This window comes from Streptomyces eurythermus (assembly GCF_014649115.1).
Classification (GTDB): domain Bacteria; phylum Actinomycetota; class Actinomycetes; order Streptomycetales; family Streptomycetaceae; genus Streptomyces; species Streptomyces eurythermus.
This window is the reverse complement of the sequence record NZ_BMSK01000008.1, coordinates 387,089-407,001: the sequence shown is the minus strand read 5'-3', so window position 1 is coordinate 407,001 and position 19,913 is coordinate 387,089. Positions and strand designations below refer to the sequence as shown.

The 19,913-nt window shown below is 71.2% G+C and carries 20 protein-coding genes; 8 read left to right on the top strand and 12 right to left on the bottom strand.

What is annotated here, in order from left to right:
* On the top strand, positions 1-739 hold a 739-nt coding region (locus IE251_RS18135; RefSeq protein ID WP_189754007.1), incomplete at its 5' end, for an endo-1,4-beta-xylanase.
* Positions 740-938: 199 nt separating this feature from the next.
* Here the strand turns inward: IE251_RS18135 and IE251_RS18130 are convergent.
* Entirely contained in the window at positions 939-1,541 is a 603-nt protein-coding gene (locus IE251_RS18130; RefSeq protein WP_189754006.1) for a CGNR zinc finger domain-containing protein, read from the bottom strand.
* A gap of 125 nt (positions 1,542-1,666) precedes the next feature.
* Between IE251_RS18130 and IE251_RS18125 the strand changes: the two genes are divergently transcribed.
* A complete protein-coding gene (locus IE251_RS18125; protein ID WP_189754005.1) occupies positions 1,667-2,431 on the top strand; it encodes an AzlC family ABC transporter permease in 765 nt (254 codons plus the stop codon).
* Positions 2,428-2,736, top strand: a complete 309-nt coding sequence (locus tag IE251_RS18120; RefSeq protein WP_189754004.1) for an AzlD domain-containing protein — start codon at positions 2,428-2,430, stop codon at positions 2,734-2,736. Before IE251_RS18125 ends, IE251_RS18120 begins: the two co-directional genes overlap by 4 nt.
* Positions 2,737-2,810: 74 nt before the next feature.
* On the opposite strand, the gene IE251_RS18115 is transcribed toward IE251_RS18120, so the two are convergent.
* From IE251_RS18115 to IE251_RS18070, 10 genes are all read right to left on the bottom strand, one after another.
* Positions 2,811-3,737 (bottom strand): TIGR04222 domain-containing membrane protein, encoded by a 927-nt coding sequence (locus IE251_RS18115; protein ID WP_189754003.1) that lies wholly within the window; start codon positions 3,735-3,737, stop codon positions 2,811-2,813.
* Between the two features lie 109 nt (positions 3,738-3,846).
* Positions 3,847-4,368 (bottom strand): diaminobutyrate acetyltransferase, encoded by a 522-nt coding sequence (ectA, locus tag IE251_RS18110; protein WP_189754002.1) that lies wholly within the window; start codon positions 4,366-4,368, stop codon positions 3,847-3,849.
* A 16-nt stretch (positions 4,369-4,384) separates the two neighbouring features.
* Positions 4,385-5,122, bottom strand: coding sequence for a 4'-phosphopantetheinyl transferase family protein (locus IE251_RS18105; protein WP_189754001.1), 738 nt, complete (start codon positions 5,120-5,122; stop codon positions 4,385-4,387).
* Positions 5,123-5,313: 191 nt separating this feature from the next.
* Positions 5,314-7,026 carry a chloramphenicol-biosynthetic FADH2-dependent halogenase CmlS gene (gene cmlS / locus IE251_RS18100; RefSeq protein WP_189754000.1) on the bottom strand — a complete coding sequence of 571 codons (1,713 nt, stop codon included), beginning with the start codon at positions 7,024-7,026 and terminating at the stop codon, positions 5,314-5,316.
* Positions 7,027-7,037: 11 nt separating this feature from the next.
* Entirely contained in the window at positions 7,038-7,664 is a 627-nt protein-coding gene (locus IE251_RS18095; RefSeq protein WP_189753999.1) for an LbetaH domain-containing protein, read from the bottom strand.
* The gene (locus tag IE251_RS18090; RefSeq protein WP_189753998.1) at positions 7,661-9,025 is read right to left on the bottom strand and encodes a class I adenylate-forming enzyme family protein; all 1,365 of its coding nucleotides are present in this window, start codon (positions 9,023-9,025) and stop codon (positions 7,661-7,663) included. The genes IE251_RS18095 and IE251_RS18090 overlap by 4 nt, the downstream gene beginning before the upstream one ends.
* A complete protein-coding gene (locus IE251_RS18085) occupies positions 9,022-9,720 on the bottom strand; it encodes an SDR family NAD(P)-dependent oxidoreductase (RefSeq protein WP_189753997.1) in 699 nt (232 codons plus the stop codon). Before IE251_RS18085 ends, IE251_RS18090 begins: the two co-directional genes overlap by 4 nt.
* Positions 9,721-9,737: 17 nt before the next feature.
* Positions 9,738-10,055 (bottom strand): hypothetical protein, encoded by a 318-nt coding sequence (locus tag IE251_RS18080; protein ID WP_030794245.1) that lies wholly within the window; start codon positions 10,053-10,055, stop codon positions 9,738-9,740.
* 219 nt (positions 10,056-10,274) lie between these two features.
* The gene (locus tag IE251_RS18075; RefSeq protein WP_229896821.1) at positions 10,275-11,528 is read right to left on the bottom strand and encodes a cation:proton antiporter; all 1,254 of its coding nucleotides are present in this window, start codon (positions 11,526-11,528) and stop codon (positions 10,275-10,277) included.
* A 275-nt stretch (positions 11,529-11,803) separates the two neighbouring features.
* Positions 11,804-12,610, bottom strand: coding sequence for a streptomycin biosynthesis protein (locus IE251_RS18070; RefSeq protein WP_444545174.1), 807 nt, complete (start codon positions 12,608-12,610; stop codon positions 11,804-11,806).
* 871 nt (positions 12,611-13,481) lie between these two features.
* Between IE251_RS18070 and IE251_RS18065 the strand changes: the two genes are divergently transcribed.
* The 5 genes from IE251_RS18065 to IE251_RS18045 all read left to right on the top strand — a co-directional run bounded on the left by IE251_RS18065 (position 13,482) and on the right by IE251_RS18045 (position 18,598).
* Entirely contained in the window at positions 13,482-13,895 is a 414-nt protein-coding gene (locus IE251_RS18065) for an ectoine synthase (protein ID WP_030794257.1), read from the top strand.
* A 65-nt stretch (positions 13,896-13,960) separates the two neighbouring features.
* A complete protein-coding gene (thpD, locus tag IE251_RS18060) occupies positions 13,961-14,851 on the top strand; it encodes an ectoine hydroxylase (RefSeq protein ID WP_189753994.1) in 891 nt (296 codons plus the stop codon).
* A gap of 175 nt (positions 14,852-15,026) precedes the next feature.
* The gene (locus IE251_RS18055) at positions 15,027-16,397 is read left to right on the top strand and encodes a CynX/NimT family MFS transporter (protein WP_189753993.1); all 1,371 of its coding nucleotides are present in this window, start codon (positions 15,027-15,029) and stop codon (positions 16,395-16,397) included.
* A gap of 118 nt (positions 16,398-16,515) precedes the next feature.
* The gene (gene ectB, locus IE251_RS18050; protein ID WP_189753992.1) at positions 16,516-17,784 is read left to right on the top strand and encodes a diaminobutyrate--2-oxoglutarate transaminase; all 1,269 of its coding nucleotides are present in this window, start codon (positions 16,516-16,518) and stop codon (positions 17,782-17,784) included.
* A 607-nt stretch (positions 17,785-18,391) separates the two neighbouring features.
* Positions 18,392-18,598 (top strand): hypothetical protein, encoded by a 207-nt coding sequence (locus IE251_RS18045; protein WP_189753991.1) that lies wholly within the window; start codon positions 18,392-18,394, stop codon positions 18,596-18,598.
* Positions 18,599-18,695: 97 nt separating this feature from the next.
* On the opposite strand, the gene IE251_RS18040 is transcribed toward IE251_RS18045, so the two are convergent.
* Positions 18,696-19,847, bottom strand: a complete 1,152-nt coding sequence (locus tag IE251_RS18040) for an FAD-dependent oxidoreductase (RefSeq protein ID WP_189753990.1) — start codon at positions 19,845-19,847, stop codon at positions 18,696-18,698.
* Positions 19,848-19,913: the final 66 nt, after the last annotated feature.

Here is a 19,913-nt window from a genome sequence, read left to right as displayed (position 1 = left end):
CGGCGTCAACGCCAAGAGCAACGCCGTCTACAACATGGTCAAGGACTTCAAGTCCCGCGGCGTACCGATCGACTGCGTCGGCTTCCAGTCCCACTTCAACAGCGCCTCCCCGGTCCCCTCCGACTACCAGGCCAACCTCCAGCGCTTCGCCGACCTCGGCGTCGACGTCCAGATCACCGAACTCGACATCGAAGGCTCCGGCACCGCACAGGCGAACAACTACGCCAACGTCGTCAAGGCCTGCCTGGCCGTCACCCGCTGCACCGGCATCACCGTCTGGGGCATCACCGACAAGTACTCCTGGCGCTCCAGCGGCACCCCGCTGCTCTTCGACTCCAACTACGCCGAGAAGCCCGCGTACACCGCCGTGCTGACCACGCTCGGCGGTACCGGGAGCGGCGGCGGGGGCGGGGGTGACGACGGCGGCAACCCCGGTGCGGCGTGCACCGTCGCCTACGACCGCACCTCCGACTGGACCGACGGCTACAACGGCCAGGTCACCGTGACGGCCGGCTCCGCGCCGATCACCAACTGGTCCGTGACCCTCACCTTCCCCTCCGGGCAGAAGGTGTCGGCGCTGTGGAACGGCAGCCCGACCTGGAACGGCGACGTGGCGACGGTACGCTCCACCACCTACAACGGCAGTCTCGCGGCGGGCGCCTCGACCAGCTTCGGCTTCACGGTCATGAAGAACGGCAACTCGGCCGCTCCGACGCTCGGGTCCTGCACGGCGTCCTGACACACGATCACCGCCCGGCCCCGCATGGGACCGGGCGGTGCCGTGTCACAGCACGTCCGGCGTGAGGGACGGCCGTCGGGTTCCGCGACCGCGCGCGGACCGGACACCGCTCGGGCAGCGGGGTGTCACCACGGAACGCCACCGCTTCCCCGACCGACCTGCGGACGGGCCCGGCCACGGACGCGTGCCGGCGGGCGGCTCAGGGGCGGGTACGGTGGTAGTGGCGGCGGGCGCGGTCCCGGTTGCCGCAGTCACCGGAGCTGCACCAGCGGCGCGTGCCGCTGCGGCTGCGGTCCAGGAAGAACCATCCGCATCCCGGGCCCTCGCAGCGCCGGATCCGCTGCACGAGCGGGCCGGCGAGGAGTTCGCCGGCCTGCAGCGCCAGGGCGTGGACGAGGTCCTCGAACCCGTTCACCCGCACCTGCCAGCGCAACGGCAACTCGGGTGGCAGAACAGCTTCCTGACGAGCCGTCACGAACGACCGGCGCAAGGTCTCCCAGGGGCCGGCCGGCAGCGGACCGCGGTCGGTCAACGCGTCCAGCACCTCCCACAGGGCGCTCCGGAAGGTCTCCAGCCCGGTGAGATCACAGGAGGCACGGGACGGGTCATCCCGCTCGTTCCCGCCGACCCCCTCGGGGCGCGGCAGCGTCGTGGCTTCCCCGGCCGTGAACAGCCCGACGCGGCCTGCCCAGCGGATCCACGCCTCGACTCCCTCCACACGAGCGACACGGCGACGGGGGTCCGTGCGCCAGGCGACGGTATTGGCGAAGTCGAGGACGGGATGCCCGCCGACAAGGGCCACTTCGGCATGGTCGGGGCGCGCCGCGGGTCCCCTCCCGGTCGTGTCCTGGGCTCTGTTCACCTTCACCACCCTAACGAACCGCTACCTAATGGTCATACATGCTTATGCCTGTTAGGCTGTGGGTCATGTCCAAGGAACTGGCCCCTCACCAGGGCGCGTTACCCCGACAAGGCCTGCGCGCGGGACTGCGCGTCGGGTGCGCGCTCGGGACGGCTTCGTTCCTGCTGGCGGTGAGTTTCGGGGCGATCACCCAGTCGCAGGGCTGGGCGGCGGCCGGCGCCGTCCTGTGCTCGATGGCCGTCTTCTCCGCTTCGGCGCAGTTCGCCCTCGTCTCGGCGCTCGGCGCGGGCGGCGGGGTCGCGTCGGCCGTCGTCGCCGCCGCCCTCGTCAACGCGCGTTTCCTGCCCATGGGCGTGGCGGCCTCCGGTGCCCTCCGCGGAGGCCGGTTGCGCCGGGCCGTGGAGGCCCAGGCGGTGGTGGACGGCTCGTGGGCCGCCGCGCACCTGGGGGGTGGTCGCTTCGACCGGCGGGTGCTCTTCGCCGCCAGCACCGTCCAGTGGGTCCTGTGGGTCGTGGGCACGGCGCTCGGTGTGGTGCTGGCGCCCAGTCCCCGTCTGCTGGACGCTCTCGGCCTGGACGTGGTGGCGCCCGCCATGTTCCTGTTCCTCCTTCTCGACGCGCCGGGCGCCGACCGTTCCTACTGGACGACCGCGCTGGTGGGCGGAGTCATCGCCGCGGGGCTGTCCTTCCTCCTCCCCGCCGGGCCGGCGCTGATCGGCGCCGCCTGCGCCTCCCTGGTGGCCCTGGCGCGCCCCCTGCCGAAGGAGGACCGGGGCGGTCCGCGCCGGCCGCAGGCGAACGACGAGCGCGGAACGGAGCCCGTGCGGTGACCCCCTGGCCGGCCATCGCAGCCGTCGCCGTCCTCGGCTTCGCTCTCAAGGCCGCCGGCCCGACGGCGCTCGGCGAGCGCGAACTGTCGCCTCGTACCCGGGCGGTGGTCGCGCTCATGGCCCCCGCCCTGCTGGCAGGTCTCGTCACGACCGGTGTCGCCGGTGACAGGTGGCGGACGGTGGACCCCGCCCTCCTGGCGGCCCTGACGGCCGTCCCGTTGCTCCGCCGGTGCCGACTGCCCCTGCCGGCCGTCCTCGTCGGCGCGGCGCTCGTGGCCACCGTCGTACGCCGACTGACGACCTGACCACTCGCCAGGCCATCCGAAGAGAACCTGCCCCAGCGGATCCGGGGTGGGCGCGCGATCCGGTCTGTTCGTCCTCAGTCCCCCGAGCTTCCGCCCCCACCGCCGTCACCGCCACCGACGCCGTCGCCTCCGCCGCACACTCCGGCATACCCGCAAGAACCCCAGTGCGCGAACGTGCCGTGCCCGGTGGCGGAGCCGTCACCGAAGGCGGGGTCGCCGGCCCGCCAGGTCTCGGGTGTGACCAGCTCCCTGAATTCCGGCTCCCGCGCGGCGGACAGTCCGCCGAGGGCCACCGCGCCGACAGGGGTGACGGCAAGGGCGGCCAGGGCGCCTGTCCGGCGCCACGCGGGGGGACGCTCGCGTTCGCCGCGCAGGATGCCGAGCGTCGACCGGACGCGGTGCGGCACCCAGGCCGGGGACGGCTTGACGAGCACGGCCGTGAGGGCCGCGCCGGCCGACAGGACCACACCGGCCCACCAACGGTCGGTGGTCCCGGCGGTGAGTTCCCACACCGTCGGCACGGGCGCGAGGGCCGCGGACCACCACAGCAGGCGCCGGGCGCGATACTGCGCGCGCCGCAGGGCGGTCCGGATCAGCAGGCCCTCCGCCCGCAGGCGGTCGCCGACGGCCCGCACCGCGCGGCTCGTGGCGGTCCGGGCGACCAGCTTGCCCACCCGTTCGGTGCGGGAGATGCCCGCCGCCTCGACGAGCGCCTGCTCGACACCGGCCGCCGGGCCTGTCGCGTACACCCCGTCAGGGACGGTGACCGTGCCGTCCGCCGCCAAGACCAGACCGCCCTGCCGCACCATCCGGAACAGCACCGTCGCCGCCACCCGGCGCGGCCCGCCCGCGAGGTAGGCCAGCTCCTCCACGGACAGATCCTCGCGGATCGTCACTTCCGCCCTCAGCGTCACGATGATCCTCACGGCGACGACGAGCCGGTACCCGATCGCGCCCGCCGTCAGGACCAGTGCCGCCAGATGAAGCCCTTCGTACAGCATCGCCATTCCCCCGTAGCCCCCGTCCGCTCAAGACGGTTGTCCCCACAACGGCAGATCGACAAGCTGAACACGCTCACCGGCGGCGGCGCCCCGCGCCCTTCCCCGGGTCTCAGGCCGTGCGCGGGTTCAGGGGCCCGATGCGGTGGAGGACCTCGTCGTGGTCGCCGCCCGGGAGGTCCTCCGCGCGGAACAGCAGTTCGCTGTGGGTGTCGGCGTCGTACGTCGTGGCGACCATGTGCAGCAGCATCACGATCGCCTTGTTCTCCCGGGAGACACTCGTCTCCACGTACTTCGCCCCCGTGGCCAGCTGGAGGTCGATCGCGTGCACGAGGAGGTCGATGCCGAGGCCCGAGACGCCGTTGCCGGGTTTGACCGCCGCCTGCCAGATGAAGAACGTGTCGGGCGCGTCGGGCCGGCGGTAGCCGGTCAGGAAGCCCACGATGTCGTCGCCGACGGTGGCCACCACGGACGTCTCGGCGAAGTCCCGGAACCAGAGCCGGTAGTGGTACGAGCTGTTGTCGTCGAGCATCGGCTCGTCCAGCACCATCCGCCAGACGGCTACGGCGTCTTCCGGAACGGGTGTGCGGTAGCGGACGCCGGTGGCGGTCTTCTCCGACGGTGAGCCTGTCATCGTTCTTCCCTTCGCGTCAGGCGAATCGGGCGTTCCTGGTGGCGGCCGGGGCGGACAGCGACCGCGGTTCGAGAGCGGTGATCCGACACGTGCTGGCGATGGCCGCGATCCGGCCGCCCTCCACCCGGGCGTCCCGCAGGTGGATCGGGAACGCGGGCCAGTCCTGGGCGGGGCTCCCCTCGGGCCGGGCGAGATCACCCCGCACCTCGATCCGGTTCAGCCGGGCGGCCAGCCCGTGTCCGGTGAGCTTGGCGACGGCCTCCTTCCTCGACCACAGCCGCGTGAACGCCTCCGGCACCTCCCGCGCGGGCAGTCGGGTCAGGGCCGCGCGTTCGCCGGGTGTCGCCGTACGGGCGATGAGACGCCGCGGGACACCCGGGTACGGGGAGGTGTCGAGGTCGATGCCCACGAGGCCCTGGGTCACGACCGCGATGAGGACCCGGTGGCGGGTGTGGGTGACCGAGTAGTCGTATCCGCCGTGGACGACCCGGGGGCGGCCGTGCCCGGCGCCGCAGCGGGGGCAGGTGCGTTCTATGCGCAGGTCCCCGGCCGGCCTGCCGGTGTACCGGTGGGCGACCAGGCGCTGCGCCGCGCGCGAGGTGACGAGCAGGTCCCGCCGTCCGCCCCCGGGCATCGCCGCGGCGCGGGCCGCCTCGTCGGGGGCCAGCAGGGTCTCCCACTCGGGGCGTGTCCGGACGGGCACCGACCAGAGGTGGCACTCCCCGGCGGCGGGCAGGGCGTCGACGGCCGGCACTTCGCTCCCCCTTCCGGCGGTGGTGGCGGACGGTTTTCGGCGGGGTACGGGCCGGCTCCGGACCGTTCCCGGAGCGCCGCCGCGGACCCGGCTGCCGGGTCCGCGGCGGCGCCCACCGGCTTCGACGCTCCGGCTTCGAACGTTCCGGCGTCCGGCGGTGAACGTCAGACGGTGGGCGTCCCGCGTCCGCGTCAGACCTCGTACTCGGTTCCCACGCCGTCGAAGCGGAGGCGGTCCTGGATGACGACCCGCTCGCCGTTCTTGTCGTAGCCGGTCAGCAGGCCGGCCTCCATGAGGCGGATGACAATCTGTGAGCTGAGTTCCTGCTGGTCGGCGTCGCTCAGTTCGCGGATCAGCTCCTTGTAGCCGACCTCCTCCTTGAGGAGACGGCTGAAGATCTGCCGGTGCCGCTCCTCCAGGGGCCACTTGATCATGTCGAGGCCGTCCTCGTTGGCGAGGACCTGCCTGGGCTCCAGGCGGAACGTCTCGGGGTCCACCTTGTAGTACGGCTTGAGGGTCACCTCCTCGCCGTTCCACTCCAGGCGCTTGATGCGGTTGAGCCGCTTGGTCAGCTGGCTGATCCAGCGCACCCGGGCGGGGTTCAGCTCCTCGTCGGTGAACTCGTCGCTCAGTTCCATCCGTTGGTGGCGCCCGATGCTCATCATGGTGGTCGCGCGGTCGCGGAAGTCGGCCACCGACAGGGTGCCGTCCTCGCTGGAGGCGGCCAGCCGGGTGAACCAGCGCTTGCGGTTCAGGCGCCCGTCGTCGGATGTGCTGATGCGCCGCTTCGACCAGAACTCGGACTCCGGCTCGGTGAAGGAGGCCAGTGTGTAGAAGGAGGCGAGGAACTCGTGGTACTGCTCGTAGGTTTCCCGGTAGGCGCGGTTGTACCAGGCGTGGACCTCGTCGCTCTCCGCTTCGCACCGGGAGATCCGGTCGATCGCGGCGGCGGCGGAGACGGCCGACTGCGTGGCCAGGTGCACGCCCTGGGAGAACAGCGGGTCGGTGAAGCAGGCGGAGTCGCCGGAGAGGAAGTAGCGTCCGCCGGAGTACACCTCGGAGTCGTACGACCAGTCGTGGACGACCCGTACCTCCTCGACCATCTCGGCGTCCCCCAGGATCTCCTTGGCGCGGTCGGCCTTGGCGAGGGTGTCCCGGTAGAAGCGTTCGGGGCCGGCCTGCTTCACCTCGGCCGCCTTGGAGCGGTCGACGACCAGTCCGACGCTGAAGAGGTCGTCCTTGAGCGGGATCATCCACACCCAGCCGTCCTCGAAGGTGATGGAGTACGTCGTCCCCTTGAGGTCGCCCTCGAAGGGGTCGGGGCGGCGGAAGTACGACCAGATGGCGAAGCTCTTGTAGAACTCGTCGTAGCGCCGTACGTCGAGCTTCCGGGCCAGTGGTCCGTTGGAGCCGCCGGCGTCTATCACGAAGTCGAACTCCAGGCGCTTCGCGGTCTCTCCCCGGCCGGCGGTGAGCGACACCTTTCCGGGGTCCGATATGTCGACGTGGGACACCGGTGTGTTCTCGTGCACGTCGATGCCGCGGTCCCTGACCTCGTCGAGGAGCAGCTGGTCGAACTCCTTGCGCTGCACCTGGATGGCGTGGTCGAAGACCCACGGCGAGGTCCGCGGTGTGGTGAAGGAGAAGGTCCACGGGGCCTCGTCGCGTCCCCACAGGAACGTCGCCGAGGGCTTCTTGACGAAACCGGCGGCGTCGATCCTGTCCTGGAGGCCGAGCCGGTGGAAGATGGACAGCGAACCGGGGAGGAAGGACTCGCCGACCCGGTAGCGGGGGAAGGTGTCACGTTCGTAGACGACCGGTGTGTGCCCGAGCCGTTGCAGGGTGAGGGCGGCGGTGCAGCCGGCGGGGCCGGCCCCGATGATGGCGACGGTCGATCCGTTCATGGGCGCTTCCTTCACGACTCGGTGGACTTGATGGCTTTGATGCGACTCGGGGAGAGGTAGGAGAATCCGCTCGCGGCGTTCTCGAAGAGCGTCAGGCCCGCCTGGAACCGGCAGGCGTCGCCGATGCGGACCTCGGGGGCTACGGTGCAGGCCAGGCCGAAGAAGTTCCCGTCCCCGATCTCCACGCTGTTGCCGGCGTGGAAGTTGGGGGCGAAGAAGTTGCCCGAGCCGATCCGGGAGTGGTGTCCGAACGTACACCGGTAGTTGACGACGTTGTAGCTTCCGAGGACGGTGCGCACGCCGACGTAGTTGTCCGGCCCGATGATGTTGCCCTGTCCTTCGATCGCCGCGGGGTCGACCCGTGAGGAGGGGTGGACGACGTTGACCGCCTGCCAGCCGCGGGGGGTGATGTACTCCTCGACGATCTCCCGCCGCTGCTTCGTGCCGGACACGGCGAGCACGACCTTCGTTCCCTCCTCGGGCGGATGCGCGGCGAGCTTGGTCCAGGTTCCGTCCGGCGCGTGCACCTCCTCCCCCTCGACGGCGAGGTGGCGTGCGACGACGAACCCGGAGTCCTCGGCGTAACGGGCCACTTCCCGTGCGAACTTGCCCGCCCCTATGACGACGACGTCGGTCACGGCCGGCTCCTCTTCTTCTTGAACCGGGCCGATACGGGTATCTCGTCGATCACGGTCACCTTGGCGGGCATCTTGAACGGTTCGACCTTGCCGTCCAGGAACTCGCGGACGTGGCGGCGGACTTCGGCCCTGCTCATCGCGCCGTCGGGTTTGACGTCGACGTGCACGGCCTGGCCCGTGATGGAGTTGGGCTTTCCGTAGACGGCGCAGTAGGCGATGCGGGGGCTGCCCATGAGGATCGATTCGAGTTCGAGCGGGAGGACCTTCTCGCCGCCGACGTTGATGATCTCCTTGGCGCGGCCCTTGACCTTGATGTAGCCGTCCGCGTTCTCCTCCACGAGGTCTCCGGTGCGGAACCAGCCGTCGGCGGTGACGGCCTCGTCGGAGTAGTTGAGGTAGCCCATGAACTGGGTCCTGGTGCGCAGTTGGAGTTCTCCGTCCACCACCCGGTACTCGACTCCCTCGTCCGAGATCCGGAAGTACGTGCTGGAGGACGACTCGCTCTGCGTGGTGGAGATGCCGGTCTCGCTGGTCCCGAACGTCTGCAGCAGCCTGGCCCGCGGAAAGGCGGCGTGGACGCGCCTCAGCAGTTCCTCCGGCATGGGCTCGGTCCCGTAGGTGATCAGCCGCAGGCTGGAGAGGTCGAACTTCTCGTGGAAGTCGCCGATGAGGATGAGGTTGAGAAAGGTCGGGCTGGTCGGCAGGAGGCGGATGCCGTACCGCTCGACCAGCCGGCAGATCTCCTCGGGTGTGCGCTTGGCCGGCACCACGGCGGTCGCCGCGCCGCGTACGACGCCGAGCAGCGAGTTGATCCCCCCGATGTGGTCGGCCAGCAGGAACAGCAGGATGTGCGGGGGCTTCCTGCCCACGCGCTCGCCCGTGCCGATCTTCTCCGCGACCAGGGCGTCGAAGTCGTGCAGGACCGCCTTGGGCGCCCCCGTCGATCCGCTGGAGAGGAGGACGAGCCCGGCCGAGCCGGACGCGATCAGGGCTCCGTAGAGTTCCGATGCCTCGCCCGGGGGCGAGTCGAACGGTGCGACGGTGACGTCTTCCGCCGCGTCCACGACGTACCGGGGGCGGCAGGCGTCGCGGACGGCCTCCAGGGTCGTCTCGGTGAACGTCACGACAGGCACCACCACGGCCTTGCGGCGGTAGAGCGCGAAGAGCGCGGCGATCTGGGAGAAGGAGAAGTCCCCTTTCAGGACGACGGCGTCGTGCGGCTTCACTCCCGCCTCGTCCAGCAGTGTCTCGATCCGCCGGATCTCGCCGGCCAGTTCGGCGTAGGTGTGGCTCGACGGGTGGCGGACGACGGCGGTGCGGTCGCCCCACCGCTCCAGCCTGTCGGTCAGGGTGTCCCTCATTGGACTCCTCCCAGATACAGCGTCTCTCCGGTGACGAAGGCGGAGTGGCCCGTGGTCAGGAAGTCGACGGGGCCGACGATGTCGTCCATCTCGCACAGCCGCCCGATCGTCTGCCGCTCCACGACGGCGTCGAGGGTCTCCGGGGCGAGGGTGCGGGTGAGGACGGTGCGCACCGGCGGCAGACCGATGCCGTTGACCCGTATGCCGAACACGGCGAGTTCCTTGCTCATGACGCGGGTCAGCTGCTCCACGGCGCTCTTGCTCGCCGAGTAGACGAGCTGGCCGTCCAGCGCCCACGGCACGGCGACCGTCGAGACGTTGAGGATCGCCGCCGACCCCTCGGGGCTCTTCTGCAGGAGTTTGGCAGCCTCCCGGCAGCAGTTGAGCACCGCGAAGAAGTTGAGGTCGAAGACGGCACGGGCCGTCTTCTCCGGCGTCATCATGAAGTGGTTCATGACCGAGGTGCCGGCGTTGTTGACCAGCACGTCCAGGTGGCCGAACTCGCGGCGCACGGCGCGGAACATGGACCGTGTCTGTGCGGCGTCGGTCAGGTCGATCTCGTGATGGCGGTAGGCGGGGTGCCGGATGCCCGACGGCCTGCGGCTGCAGCCGATCACCGTGTCCCCGCGGTCGAGGAAGTGCTCGGCCAGGGCCTTTCCCACGCCGGTCCTGGTTCCGGTGACTAGGGCGATCATCAGGCGGCCCGTGCCGGTCACACCGGCTGGGAGACGGCGACACCGGCCTCGGCCAGCTCGGCCTCGACGAACTCGACGAGCCGGCTGACCCTGCCGAACGGGCTCACCCGCTGCGAGACGGCCTTCTCGGAGGTCAGCGAGATCTCCTCGCCGTACGCGTCCTCGACGGCCTCCTCCACCTGCGTCAGGAAGTTGACCAGCTGCATGGAGTCGAAGACTCCGTTGTCCCCGTAGAGGGCGAGGGAGGACAGTTCCGTGACGGGGATCTTCTCGTCCCTGCGTTCGTTGACCTCCTCGATGACGTCCTGGATGAGAGTGAGAATCCGGTCGTTCATGGTCGCCATACCTTCCGAAGTGGGGTGGGCGCGTTTTCCGGGGCGGCGCATTTCCGATGGTGATGGACGCCGCACTCAAAGAGGCAATCAACTCTCGGAGTTGTGCCCCGCGTCTTTTTCTCGGGCCACGCGATTCCGCGTTCCGTGACGCATCGGCATCCGGTCTCGAATGTGCCGGACCGCATTCCGATGTGTCAAACAGGCCCGGGAGGCGCCGGTTCAGGACAGTGTGCTCCACTCCCTTTGCTCGGCCTCCCGGATTTCCTCCTCGGCCGTTCGCTCGACGCGCGACATCGCCATGCGCAGGATCGGCGGGGCCAAGAGAGATGTCACCACGGCGACGAGCACCACGATGGTGTACGCCGCCACGCTGAGAATGCCGAGCCGCAGCCCCACCATTCCCACCACGATCTCGATGACGCCCCGCGCGTTGAGCCCGGCCCCCAGGGCCAGCGCCTCCCACCGGCCGAGGCCGCTCAGGCCCGCGCCGGCCCAGACACCGAGGAACTTGCCGAGGACGGCGACCGCGAGCACGCCGAGGCCGGCCAGGGCGACGCCGGGATCGGCCAGCGCGCCGAGGTCCATGCGCAGTCCCGCGGTGGCGAAGAAGACGGGCGCCAGCACGGACAGGGCGATGGTGCGCAGCGGCGCCAGCCGGGCCGGCTCGACCTTGCCTTCCCGTCCGATGAGGACACCGCCGAGGAACGCGCCGAGTACCGGTTCCAGGTGCAGCGCGTGGGTGGCGGCCGCCGCCAGGAGGATCACCCCGGCCGCCGTGGCGGCCGGCACTCCCGGTTCCCGGCTCGCGCCCGCCAGGCGGAAGGCGTGCCGGACCGCCCACCGCCCGGCGGTCAGTGCCACGACGGCCACGAGCGCCACCGAGGCGAGCGCCGTCACGACCGGTGCGCCGCTGATGCCGGTGACGGCGATCGACGAGACGACGGACAGCGTGAACCAGCCGAAGACATCGTCGATCACTCCCGCGGTCAGGGTGAGCTGGCCGACGGTGCGGTGGAGCAGCCGCATCTCCATCAGCGTCTTGGCGATGACCGGGATCGCGCTCACGCACATCGCAACGCCGAGGAACAGCGCGAAGACGCCCCGTTCGGTGCCGTCCGGGACCAGTGCGGCGGGCACCAGGAACGCCGTACCGACACCGAGGGCGAGCGGTACGACCAGGCCGCCGGCGCTGACCAGTACGGCCGTCCTGCCGCGCCGGCGGACCAGCCCCAGATCCAGGTGCATGCCCGTGACTCCGACGAGCAGCAGCACGCCGAGCTGGGCCACGGCGTCCAGCAGGTGGGCCTGTTCCCGGCCGCCGGGGAAGAGCCAGCCCGACAGGCCGGGCGCCAGGCGCTGGAGCACGGAGGGGCCGAGGACGACGCCCACGAGGAGTTCACCGACGACCGCGGGCAGGCCGGCGCGGGCGGCGATCCTGCCGAGGAACAGCGCCGACAACAACAGCAATGCCACTTGGAGCAGAAAGACCAGCAATTCGTGAGCCGCGAGTGGCGTGGCCGTCGTCGGCGCGAACGAGAAAAGCACATGTCCTCCAAGGAAAAGGGCCCGCCGGCGTCTGAACGCGTCCGGGACACCAGTTTTCAGACCCCACCCGCGGAAAACCAGCGGAGCCCCTCGCTCGCCGGGGTTGAACAACCCGGCGACGAGGGGCTCCGCTTCGCGCTGCCGCGTTGAGCCGACGCCCTGTTCAAGTGTGGATTGTCATCGGTTGAACACCGTGGTGCCCGCTAGTCCGCACGTCCCGCGCGGTCTTCGAGTTCCTCGGCGAGGCTGCGCCACATCTCCGCGCACTGGATGGCCAGTTCGGCGACCGTTGCCGCCAGGTGCGGCGGAATGTTTTCGACGACGTGCGGATATTTCGCCTTGGCCTGGTACTGCAGGAAGAGCCACCGCAGCAGCTCTCTGCCCGATTCCGAGAACCTGAGCGAGGGGTCCCGCCGCAACGACTGCAGCCGGGCCCTCATGTTCCGCGACTTCCGCTCCTGTTCCCCGGCGGTGACTGCGGGGTCCCCGGGCACCGCCTCCGGCTCCTGGTGACCGCCGGGCCGGCGGGGTTTTCCGCGGTCCCTGGGCGCGACGGGGTCCTCGCCGCGCCGCATCCGTTCCCTGACGTCGTGTGCGGTGCCCACGGAGACCCCCGCCGCCTTCGCGATCTGCCGCAGCGGGGCGTGCGGGCGGGCCGTCAGCGCCTCGGCCGCCCGCCGTCTTCCCTCGGCGGCGCTGAGCGGCCGGCGACGGCCGTCCCTGCCCAGCCGCACCTCCTGGCGCGAGGAGTCGCCGTTCAGCCGTCGGCGGATGCCGCCGACCGTCTTGGTGGACAGTCCCGTGCATTCGGCGATCGCCCGGTCGGACATGTCCTGCCGGGTGGTGACGATGCGTTCGGCCGCCGACCGCCGGTCGTCCAGGGACAGGGGGAGGCCGTGCCGGATGTTGGCCCGTACGGCTTCGACGAAGGCCGCCTCGGCGGTGCCGTCGAAGAACTCCGCCCTGATGGAGTGCCACCCTTTCTCCTTGGCCGCGCGGAGTCTGTGCATTCCGTCGATCACATGCATGGTGGTCCGGTGGACCAGGATCGGCGGCCATTCGGTCTCGCTCTCGGCCAGCCTCCGCGCATGCTGCTCGTCCTCTCCCGCGAGGCGGGGGGAATCGGCCGGCTGAAGCTGGTCTACGGGGACTAGATGAGGCACTGGGCCGCCGAGCACCAGGCCTCCCGATCGATCGCTGTGGTCGAGCTGAGCTTCCATATCGGCCCCCAGCCGGTATGTCCGCATCACGGTGCACGCGGATGGTCTCCGACACGCCGTCCGCCTGCTGCGTCCGGACAACTTCTCGTCGTAGCGGTGTCAGCGTGGCATTCCTGGAGGGGGCGCGGGCCCGCCACCGATCGGAACCGGCCGTGCCGCGGACGCCCCCGGTACGCCTGCCTCCGCAGGGGGGCGGCGAGGCGTCACAGGGGTGGAACCGGCAGGGGCGCGTGTGGCGATTCGAAGGTTTTGTGAAGCAGGTGTCCTTCCCCGGCGTGGTGTCGGCGGATAGGGGTACACAGCGGCCCGCCAAGATCAACTCATCTGACACAGGGGCCAGTTGGCCGGAAATGTGCGGCCGGGTGCGGCAACGGCCGTTCGACGGCCCATGGTTGATACCCGGCGCCCCTGTTGGTCTAATGGGCTGACCAGGCGGACGCCGCAATTCCGCGGTGCGCCGGCGACAGGGGTGAGTGGTCCGGCCAGGATCACGCGTGGCCGTATTTCCCTCCTGCGGGCCGCCGAGTTCACGGCCCGCGCCGTACTGTCGGCCCTGCCCGTCCCACCCGGCGCGCATTCGGCCGAGCGTCCGAGGACAGTCGCCCGCGCCGTCGAGCGAGGCCGCTTCGCCCACCCATGACTCAAGGGGGCATGACCCGTCGTGATCGTCCGTTCATTCAGCGACATCGAGGGAACCGACCGGCACGTCAAGTCCAGGTCCGGCACCTGGGAGAGCAAGAGGATCGTCCTCGCCCGGGAGCGGGCCGGCTTCTCCCTGCACGAGACCACCGTCTACGCCGGCACCGAGACGTTCATGTGGTACGCCCACCACATCGAAGCGGTGCTGTGCGTCGAAGGGGAGTCGGAGCTGACCAACGAGGAGACCGGGGAGAAGCACTGGCTCACCCCCGGGACGATGTACCTCCTCGACGGCCACGAACGGCACACCCTGCGCCCCAGGACCGACTCCCGCTACATCTGCGTCTTCAACCCGCCCATGACCGGCCGGGAGGACCACGACGAGAACGGCACGTACCCGCTGCTCACCGAAGCGGAGGGCGCGGATACGGCTTGAGACGGCAGCCCGGCCGCCCAACCGGGCACCCGCACCGCACGAACGGCTCCGAAGGAGAGCGCTGTATGAACACCACTGTGCGTCCCGACCTGTACCCGACCCGGGTCACCGGCGAGGCCGTGCCCCAGCCGCGGGTCGATCCCGTGGTGTGGGGTGACGCGCCGGGCCCGCTCGGCGAGGAGCAGCTGGCCCGTTACGCATCCAGCGGCTACCTGGTCCTCGACAACCTGCTGTCGCCGCGGGAAGTGGAGGCGTTCCGCGCCGAGTTGCGGCGGCTCGGCTCCGACCCGGCGCTGCGCGCGAGTGAACGCGTGATCCTGGAGCCGGGGTCCGACCGGGTGCGCTCGGTGTTCGAGGTCGAGAAGGTCAGCGACCTGTTCGCCGATCTGCTGCACTCGCCCCGGCTCACGGACATCGCCCGGCAGGTCCTCGGCTCGGACGTGTACATCCACCAGAGCCGGGTCAACTACAAGCCGGGGTTCGGCGGCGCTCCGTTCGACTGGCACTCCGACTTCGAGACCTGGCACTCGGAGGACGGCATGCCCCGGCCGCGGGCGTTCAGCGTGTCCATCGCGCTGAGCGAGAACCTGCCGTGCAACGGCCCGCTCATGGTCATGCCGGGCACCCACAGGACGTTCGTTCCCACGGTCGGGGAGACACCGCCCGACTACCACAAGGAGTCGCTGCGCGTGGAGCGCCTGCCCGTCGGCTCCCCCGCTCAGGAGCACCTGTCCCGGATGGCCGAGCAGCACGGGATCGAGCAGGTCACGGGCCCCGCCGGGACCGCGGTGATGTTCGACTCGAACCTGCTGCACGCTTCCAGCGGCAACATCACGCCGTTCCCGCGCTCGAACATCTTCATCGTCTACAACAGCGTGGAGAACACACTGGAGGCCCCGTTCGCGGCGGCCAGGCCGCGTCCGCAGCACCTCGGCAACCGGGAGTTCCCCGGCTGATCCCCGCCCACGGGACGGCCCCCGCCGGTCCGGTCCCACCGGCCCTGCCGACTCGGTTGGTCCCACCGGCCCTGCCGACTCGGTTGGTCCCGCAGGCCGGGCCGGGACCGTGGCGGGGCGCCTCCCGCCGTCCGCACCCGATGTCCGACACGCTGCCGCGCAGGACGAAGGCGACATGACCTCCTCTCCCCGTACCACTCGTTCCGCAGCGATCTGGACCCTCGCCGGCCTGGTCCTGCTGACCCTCAACCTGCGGGCGGCCATCACCGGCGTCCCCCCGCTCCTGGGCGAACTCCAGGACACGTTCGGGCTCACCGGTGTCGAGGTCAGCGTGCTCACCACGCTGCCGGAGCTGTGCCTCGGCCTCTTCTCCGCCCTCGCCCCCCTGCTCGCCCGCCGGATCGGCACCGAGGCGGCGATCACCGCGGCGCTCCTGGTGATCACGGCGGGGCTCCTGCTGCGCGTGGTGCCCGCCCAGACCGCGCTGTTCTCCGGCACGGTGCTGGCCGCGGCCGGGATGGCGACGGGCAACGTGCTGGTGCCGGCGGTCATCAAGCGCGGGTTCCCCGACCGCGTGGGACCGCTCACCGGCCTGTCGATGATGCTGCTGTCGGTCGGCGGCGCCGCCGGGGCGGGCCTGGCCGTCCCCCTGGACCACCTGGGCGGCTGGCGGCCCGCGCTGGCCGCGTGGGCGGTGCCGGCGCTGGTCGCGGCACTGGTGTGGGGCCCGCTGGCGCTCCGCGCGCGCACGCACCGGCCCGAGCGGGCGGCCGCCGAGGCCGCCCCGTCCGCCGGCGCCGGCGCCGGCCCGTCCGCCGCGGCCGGCCGGCCGCGGACCCCGGCGGGCACATCCCCGGACGCGGCGAGCGGGGCCGCCGCGGAACAGGGCTCGCTGCTGCGCTCGCCGCTGGCGTGGGCCGTGATGGTGTTCATGGGCATGACGTCGCTGATGTTCTACACGCTGACGGCGTGGCTGCCCGAGATCATGCACGACCACGGGTTCACGGCCGCCACCGCTGGGATGATGAACTCGGTCATCATCGTCATCGGCATCCCTCTCGGTTTCGTCGTACCGGTGGTCGCGGCCCGCATGCGCGACCAGCGGCCGCTGGTCCTCGGGGCCGTCGCCCTGATGGCGGTCGGGCTCGTCGGCCTCCTCCTTGCTCCGCGGGCCGGCTGGGTCTGGACCGCCGTCTTCGGAGTCGCCACGGGCAGCGCGTTCCCGATCGCCCTCACACTGCTCAGCCTCCGGTCCCCCAACGGCGCTGTCACGGCGCGGCTTTCGGGGATGGCCCAGTCCGGCGGGTATCTCCTCGCCGCCTCCGGTCCGCTCACCTTCGGTGTGCTGCGCAGCGTCACCGGCGGCTGGGAGGCGTCGATCTGGCTGCTGCTCCTGCTGGTGGTGCCCGAACTCGTCTGCGGTCTGCTGGCCGCACGGCCCGGCTTCGTCCGGCCGGGCCCGCCACCGCCGGACGGCCCCGAGGAGAGTCGTCCCGAGCCCGCCCCGGTCTCCGCGCGGTCCACCGACTCGGACCGCGCGCGCTGAGAGACCGGGCGCCCCCTGTCCGCGCCTCGCCCGAGCCGGGCGCAGCGTACCCCCGTACCCCCGCACCCCCGCACCTTCCGCGTCGACCACAGCCGTTTGACGACCCCCGGGAGCACGCATGACCATCATGCCGCCCGACCTGAGCATCTTCGAGAGCCTGGAGTCCGAGGTACGCAGCTACTGCCGAGGCTGGCCGGCGGTCTTCGACCGCGCGCACGGCACCCACCTCGTGGACGAGGACGGCCACCGGTACCTGGACTTCTTCGCCGGTGCCGGTTCCCTCAACTACGGCCACAACAACCCGGTGCTGAAACGGGCGCTGCTCGACTATCTGGAGCGGGACGGCGTCACCCACGGGCTCGACATGGCCACCACCGCCAAGCGCGCGTTCCTGGAGACCTTCCAGCGCCTGGTGCTGCGCCCGCGGGACCTGCCGTACAAGGTGATGTTCCCGGGGCCGACGGGCACCAACGCGGTGGAGTCCGCGCTGAAGCTGGCACGGAAGGTGAAGGGACGCGAGGCGGTCGTGTCGTTCACCAACGCCTTCCACGGCATGTCGCTGGGCTCGCTCGCCGTCACCGGCAACGCCTTCAAGCGGGCCGGCGCCGGCGTTCCGCTGGTGCACGGCACGCCGATGCCGTTCGACAACTACTTCGACGGCACGGTCCCGGACTTCCTGTGGTTCGAGCGGCTGCTCGAGGACCAGGGCTCGGGGCTGGACAAGCCCGCCGCCGTGATCGTGGAGACCGTGCAGGGCGAGGGCGGCATCAACGTCGCCCGGCCCGAGTGGCTGCGCGCGCTGAAGGAACTGTGCGAGCGGCAGGACATGCTGCTCATCGTCGACGACATCCAGATGGGCTGCGGCCGTACCGGCGCCTTCTTCTCCTTCGAGGAGGCCGGCATCACCCCGGACATCGTCACCGTGTCCAAGTCGATCAGCGGCTACGGCCTGCCCATGGCGCTCACCCTGTTCCGGCCCGAGCTGGACGTGTGGGAGCCGGGCGAGCACAACGGCACCTTCCGCGGCAACAACCCCGCCTTCGTCACCGCCACCGCCGCCCTCCACATGTACTGGTCCGACGACCAGTTGGAGAAGCACACGCGTGCCCGCGGCGAGCAGGTCGAGCAGGCCCTGCTGGCCCTCTGTGACGAGGACGGTGCCGGCGGAGCGCGCTGCCGCGGCCGGGGCCTGGTCTGGGGCCTGGAGTTCTCCCGGGCGGAGCGGGCGGCCGAGGTCTGCCGACGGGCCTTCGGCCTGGGCCTCCTGCTGGAGACGTCGGGAACCCGGAGCGAAGTCGTCAAGCTGCTGCCGCCCCTGACCGTCTCCGCCGACGAGACGGACGAGGGACTGCGCACACTCGCCCGCGCCGTCCGCGACACCGGCTGAGGCACAGTCGGGCCGACGGTGCCAGACCGCTGCCCGGTGCCGGGCAGCGGCCACCGTGTGCGTCGTGGACGGGGACCCGACCGGCTGCCGGAGTTCGCCGCCCGGCCGCTGGAACTCCCTTTCCAGCCACCGGAGTTCGCCGCCCGGCCGGTCGCAGCCGTGAATCCCGGCCTGGCAGCGATCCCCGGGCGCGCGGCGATCCGGCGCACGGTGATCCCCCGCAACGGCTGCCGGGCGCCCGCGAGTTGCCGATACTGGCTCGGTGGGAATGCGGATAGCGCTGCTCGGGCCGGTCCAGGCCCTCGACGGGGACGGCAGGCCGGTCGGCGTCGGGGGACCGAGACCACGCATGCTACTGGGCCGGCTCGCGTTGGCGGCGGGTGGGACCTGACGCCCGGCGCCTGCCCTCGGCCACCAGCCGCAGCACCGTGGCCGCCGTAGAGCCGCATCCGAGGGCGTACACGGGTCTGTTCCTGCGGGACGGTGCCGACCCCGCGGACGTGACCAAGGAGAACTGGCAGTCGATGCTGGAGGAGCCGGGCCTTCCTCCTCTCGGGTCTCCACCGAGGGCGGCCACTGGATGCCCCGTTCCGCTTACGGTCTGGGCGTGTTCGAACTGGACCCGGCGGTGACCGGCGGACCGCGGCTGCGCGGCATGGCCGGCAGTATGTACGGGTCCCACCTGGTCGTCGTCGGCACTCCCGACGGTGAGCAGACGATAGCCGTGCACACGAACACCGAGGCCAAGGGCTGGGAGTTGGTGTTCCGGGCCGTCGAGGCGCAGTTCGGCGTCCCGCCCGTCGAGGGGCTGTAGCGGGCTCCCCCGGCCGCGTCGCCGCCGCCATCGCCTGGGCGCCGGTCCGTTTGGAAGCGGTACGGAGAACGCGGCGACGCTGCCGGGATCCGCCGCGTCAACTGCGCGTGGCGTCCTGGCGGGTCTCCTCGTGCCGGGAGAACGCGGCGATCAGGTCGTGGGGTGTGGGGCCGTCGGAGTCGCTCCCGTGGCCGCCGCCTTCCAGGGTGGCGGCCTCGGCGCTGCGGGGGAACATGGCCCGCTCGTACGCGCTCAGCGCGGCCTCGGTGTCGCCGGGGTGCGCGGCGAGGGCTTCACCGAGTTCGGCACCGTCCAGCATGGCCAGGTTGGCGCCTTCGCCGTTCGGGGCGGCCAGGTGGGCGGCGTCGCCGATCAGGGTCACCCCCGGCACCCGGTCCCAGCGGTGCCCGGCCGGCAGGGCGTAGAGGCGGCGCAGGACGGGTGCGGTGTCGCTGTCGGTGATCAGTGCGGTGAGTTCCGGTGCCCAGCCGTCGAATTCCCGGGCGATCCGTGCGGTGGCCGCGGCGGCGTCGGTGAAGTCGATGGCGGCGAACCAGTCCTCCGGCTCGGTCAGCCCCATGTAGGCGTGCAGGGTGTCGTCCTTCTCCCGGTGGGCGAAGATGTCCCGGTCGGGAGTGTGCGCGATCATCGCCCCGCCGCCGACGGCTCGCGCGGCGGCCGGGTGGCGGGCGCCGGCGTCGAAGAGGTAGGTCTCGACGACCGACTTGCCGGTGTACCGGGGTGTGGCGGCGGACAGCAGCGGCCGCACCCGTGACCACGCGCCGTCCGCGCCGACCAGCAGGCTCGTGACGACGGTGCCGCCGTCGGCGAACACCACCTCGTGCCGGCCGCCGCCGAGGGAGCGGACGCGGACGGCCTTGTGCCCCCACCGGACGGTTCCGGGCGGGAGCGAGTCGAGCAGCATCTGCCGCAGTTCGCCGCGCAGTACCTCGGGACGTCCTCCCGTACCGTCGTCGGCCTTGTCGAACAGGACCGTCCCGCCCGGGGCCAGGAACCGCATCGCCTGACGGCCCTCCAGGACGAGTCCGCCGAACTCGTCCATCAGTCCGGCCGACTTCAGGGCGAGTTGCCCGTTGTAGTCGTGGATGTCGAGCATCCCTCCCTGCGAGCGCGCGGCCGGGGAGGGCTCCGCCTCGTAGACCGTGGCCGGTATCCCGTGCACACGCAGGACACGCGCGAGCATGAGACCGCCGAGCCCGGCACCGATGATCGTGACATCGACAGCCATGGGGGTTTCCTTCCGAGTCCGGTACCACCGGGCGGACACCCGGCGGTCACTCCGCGAGCACCGCCG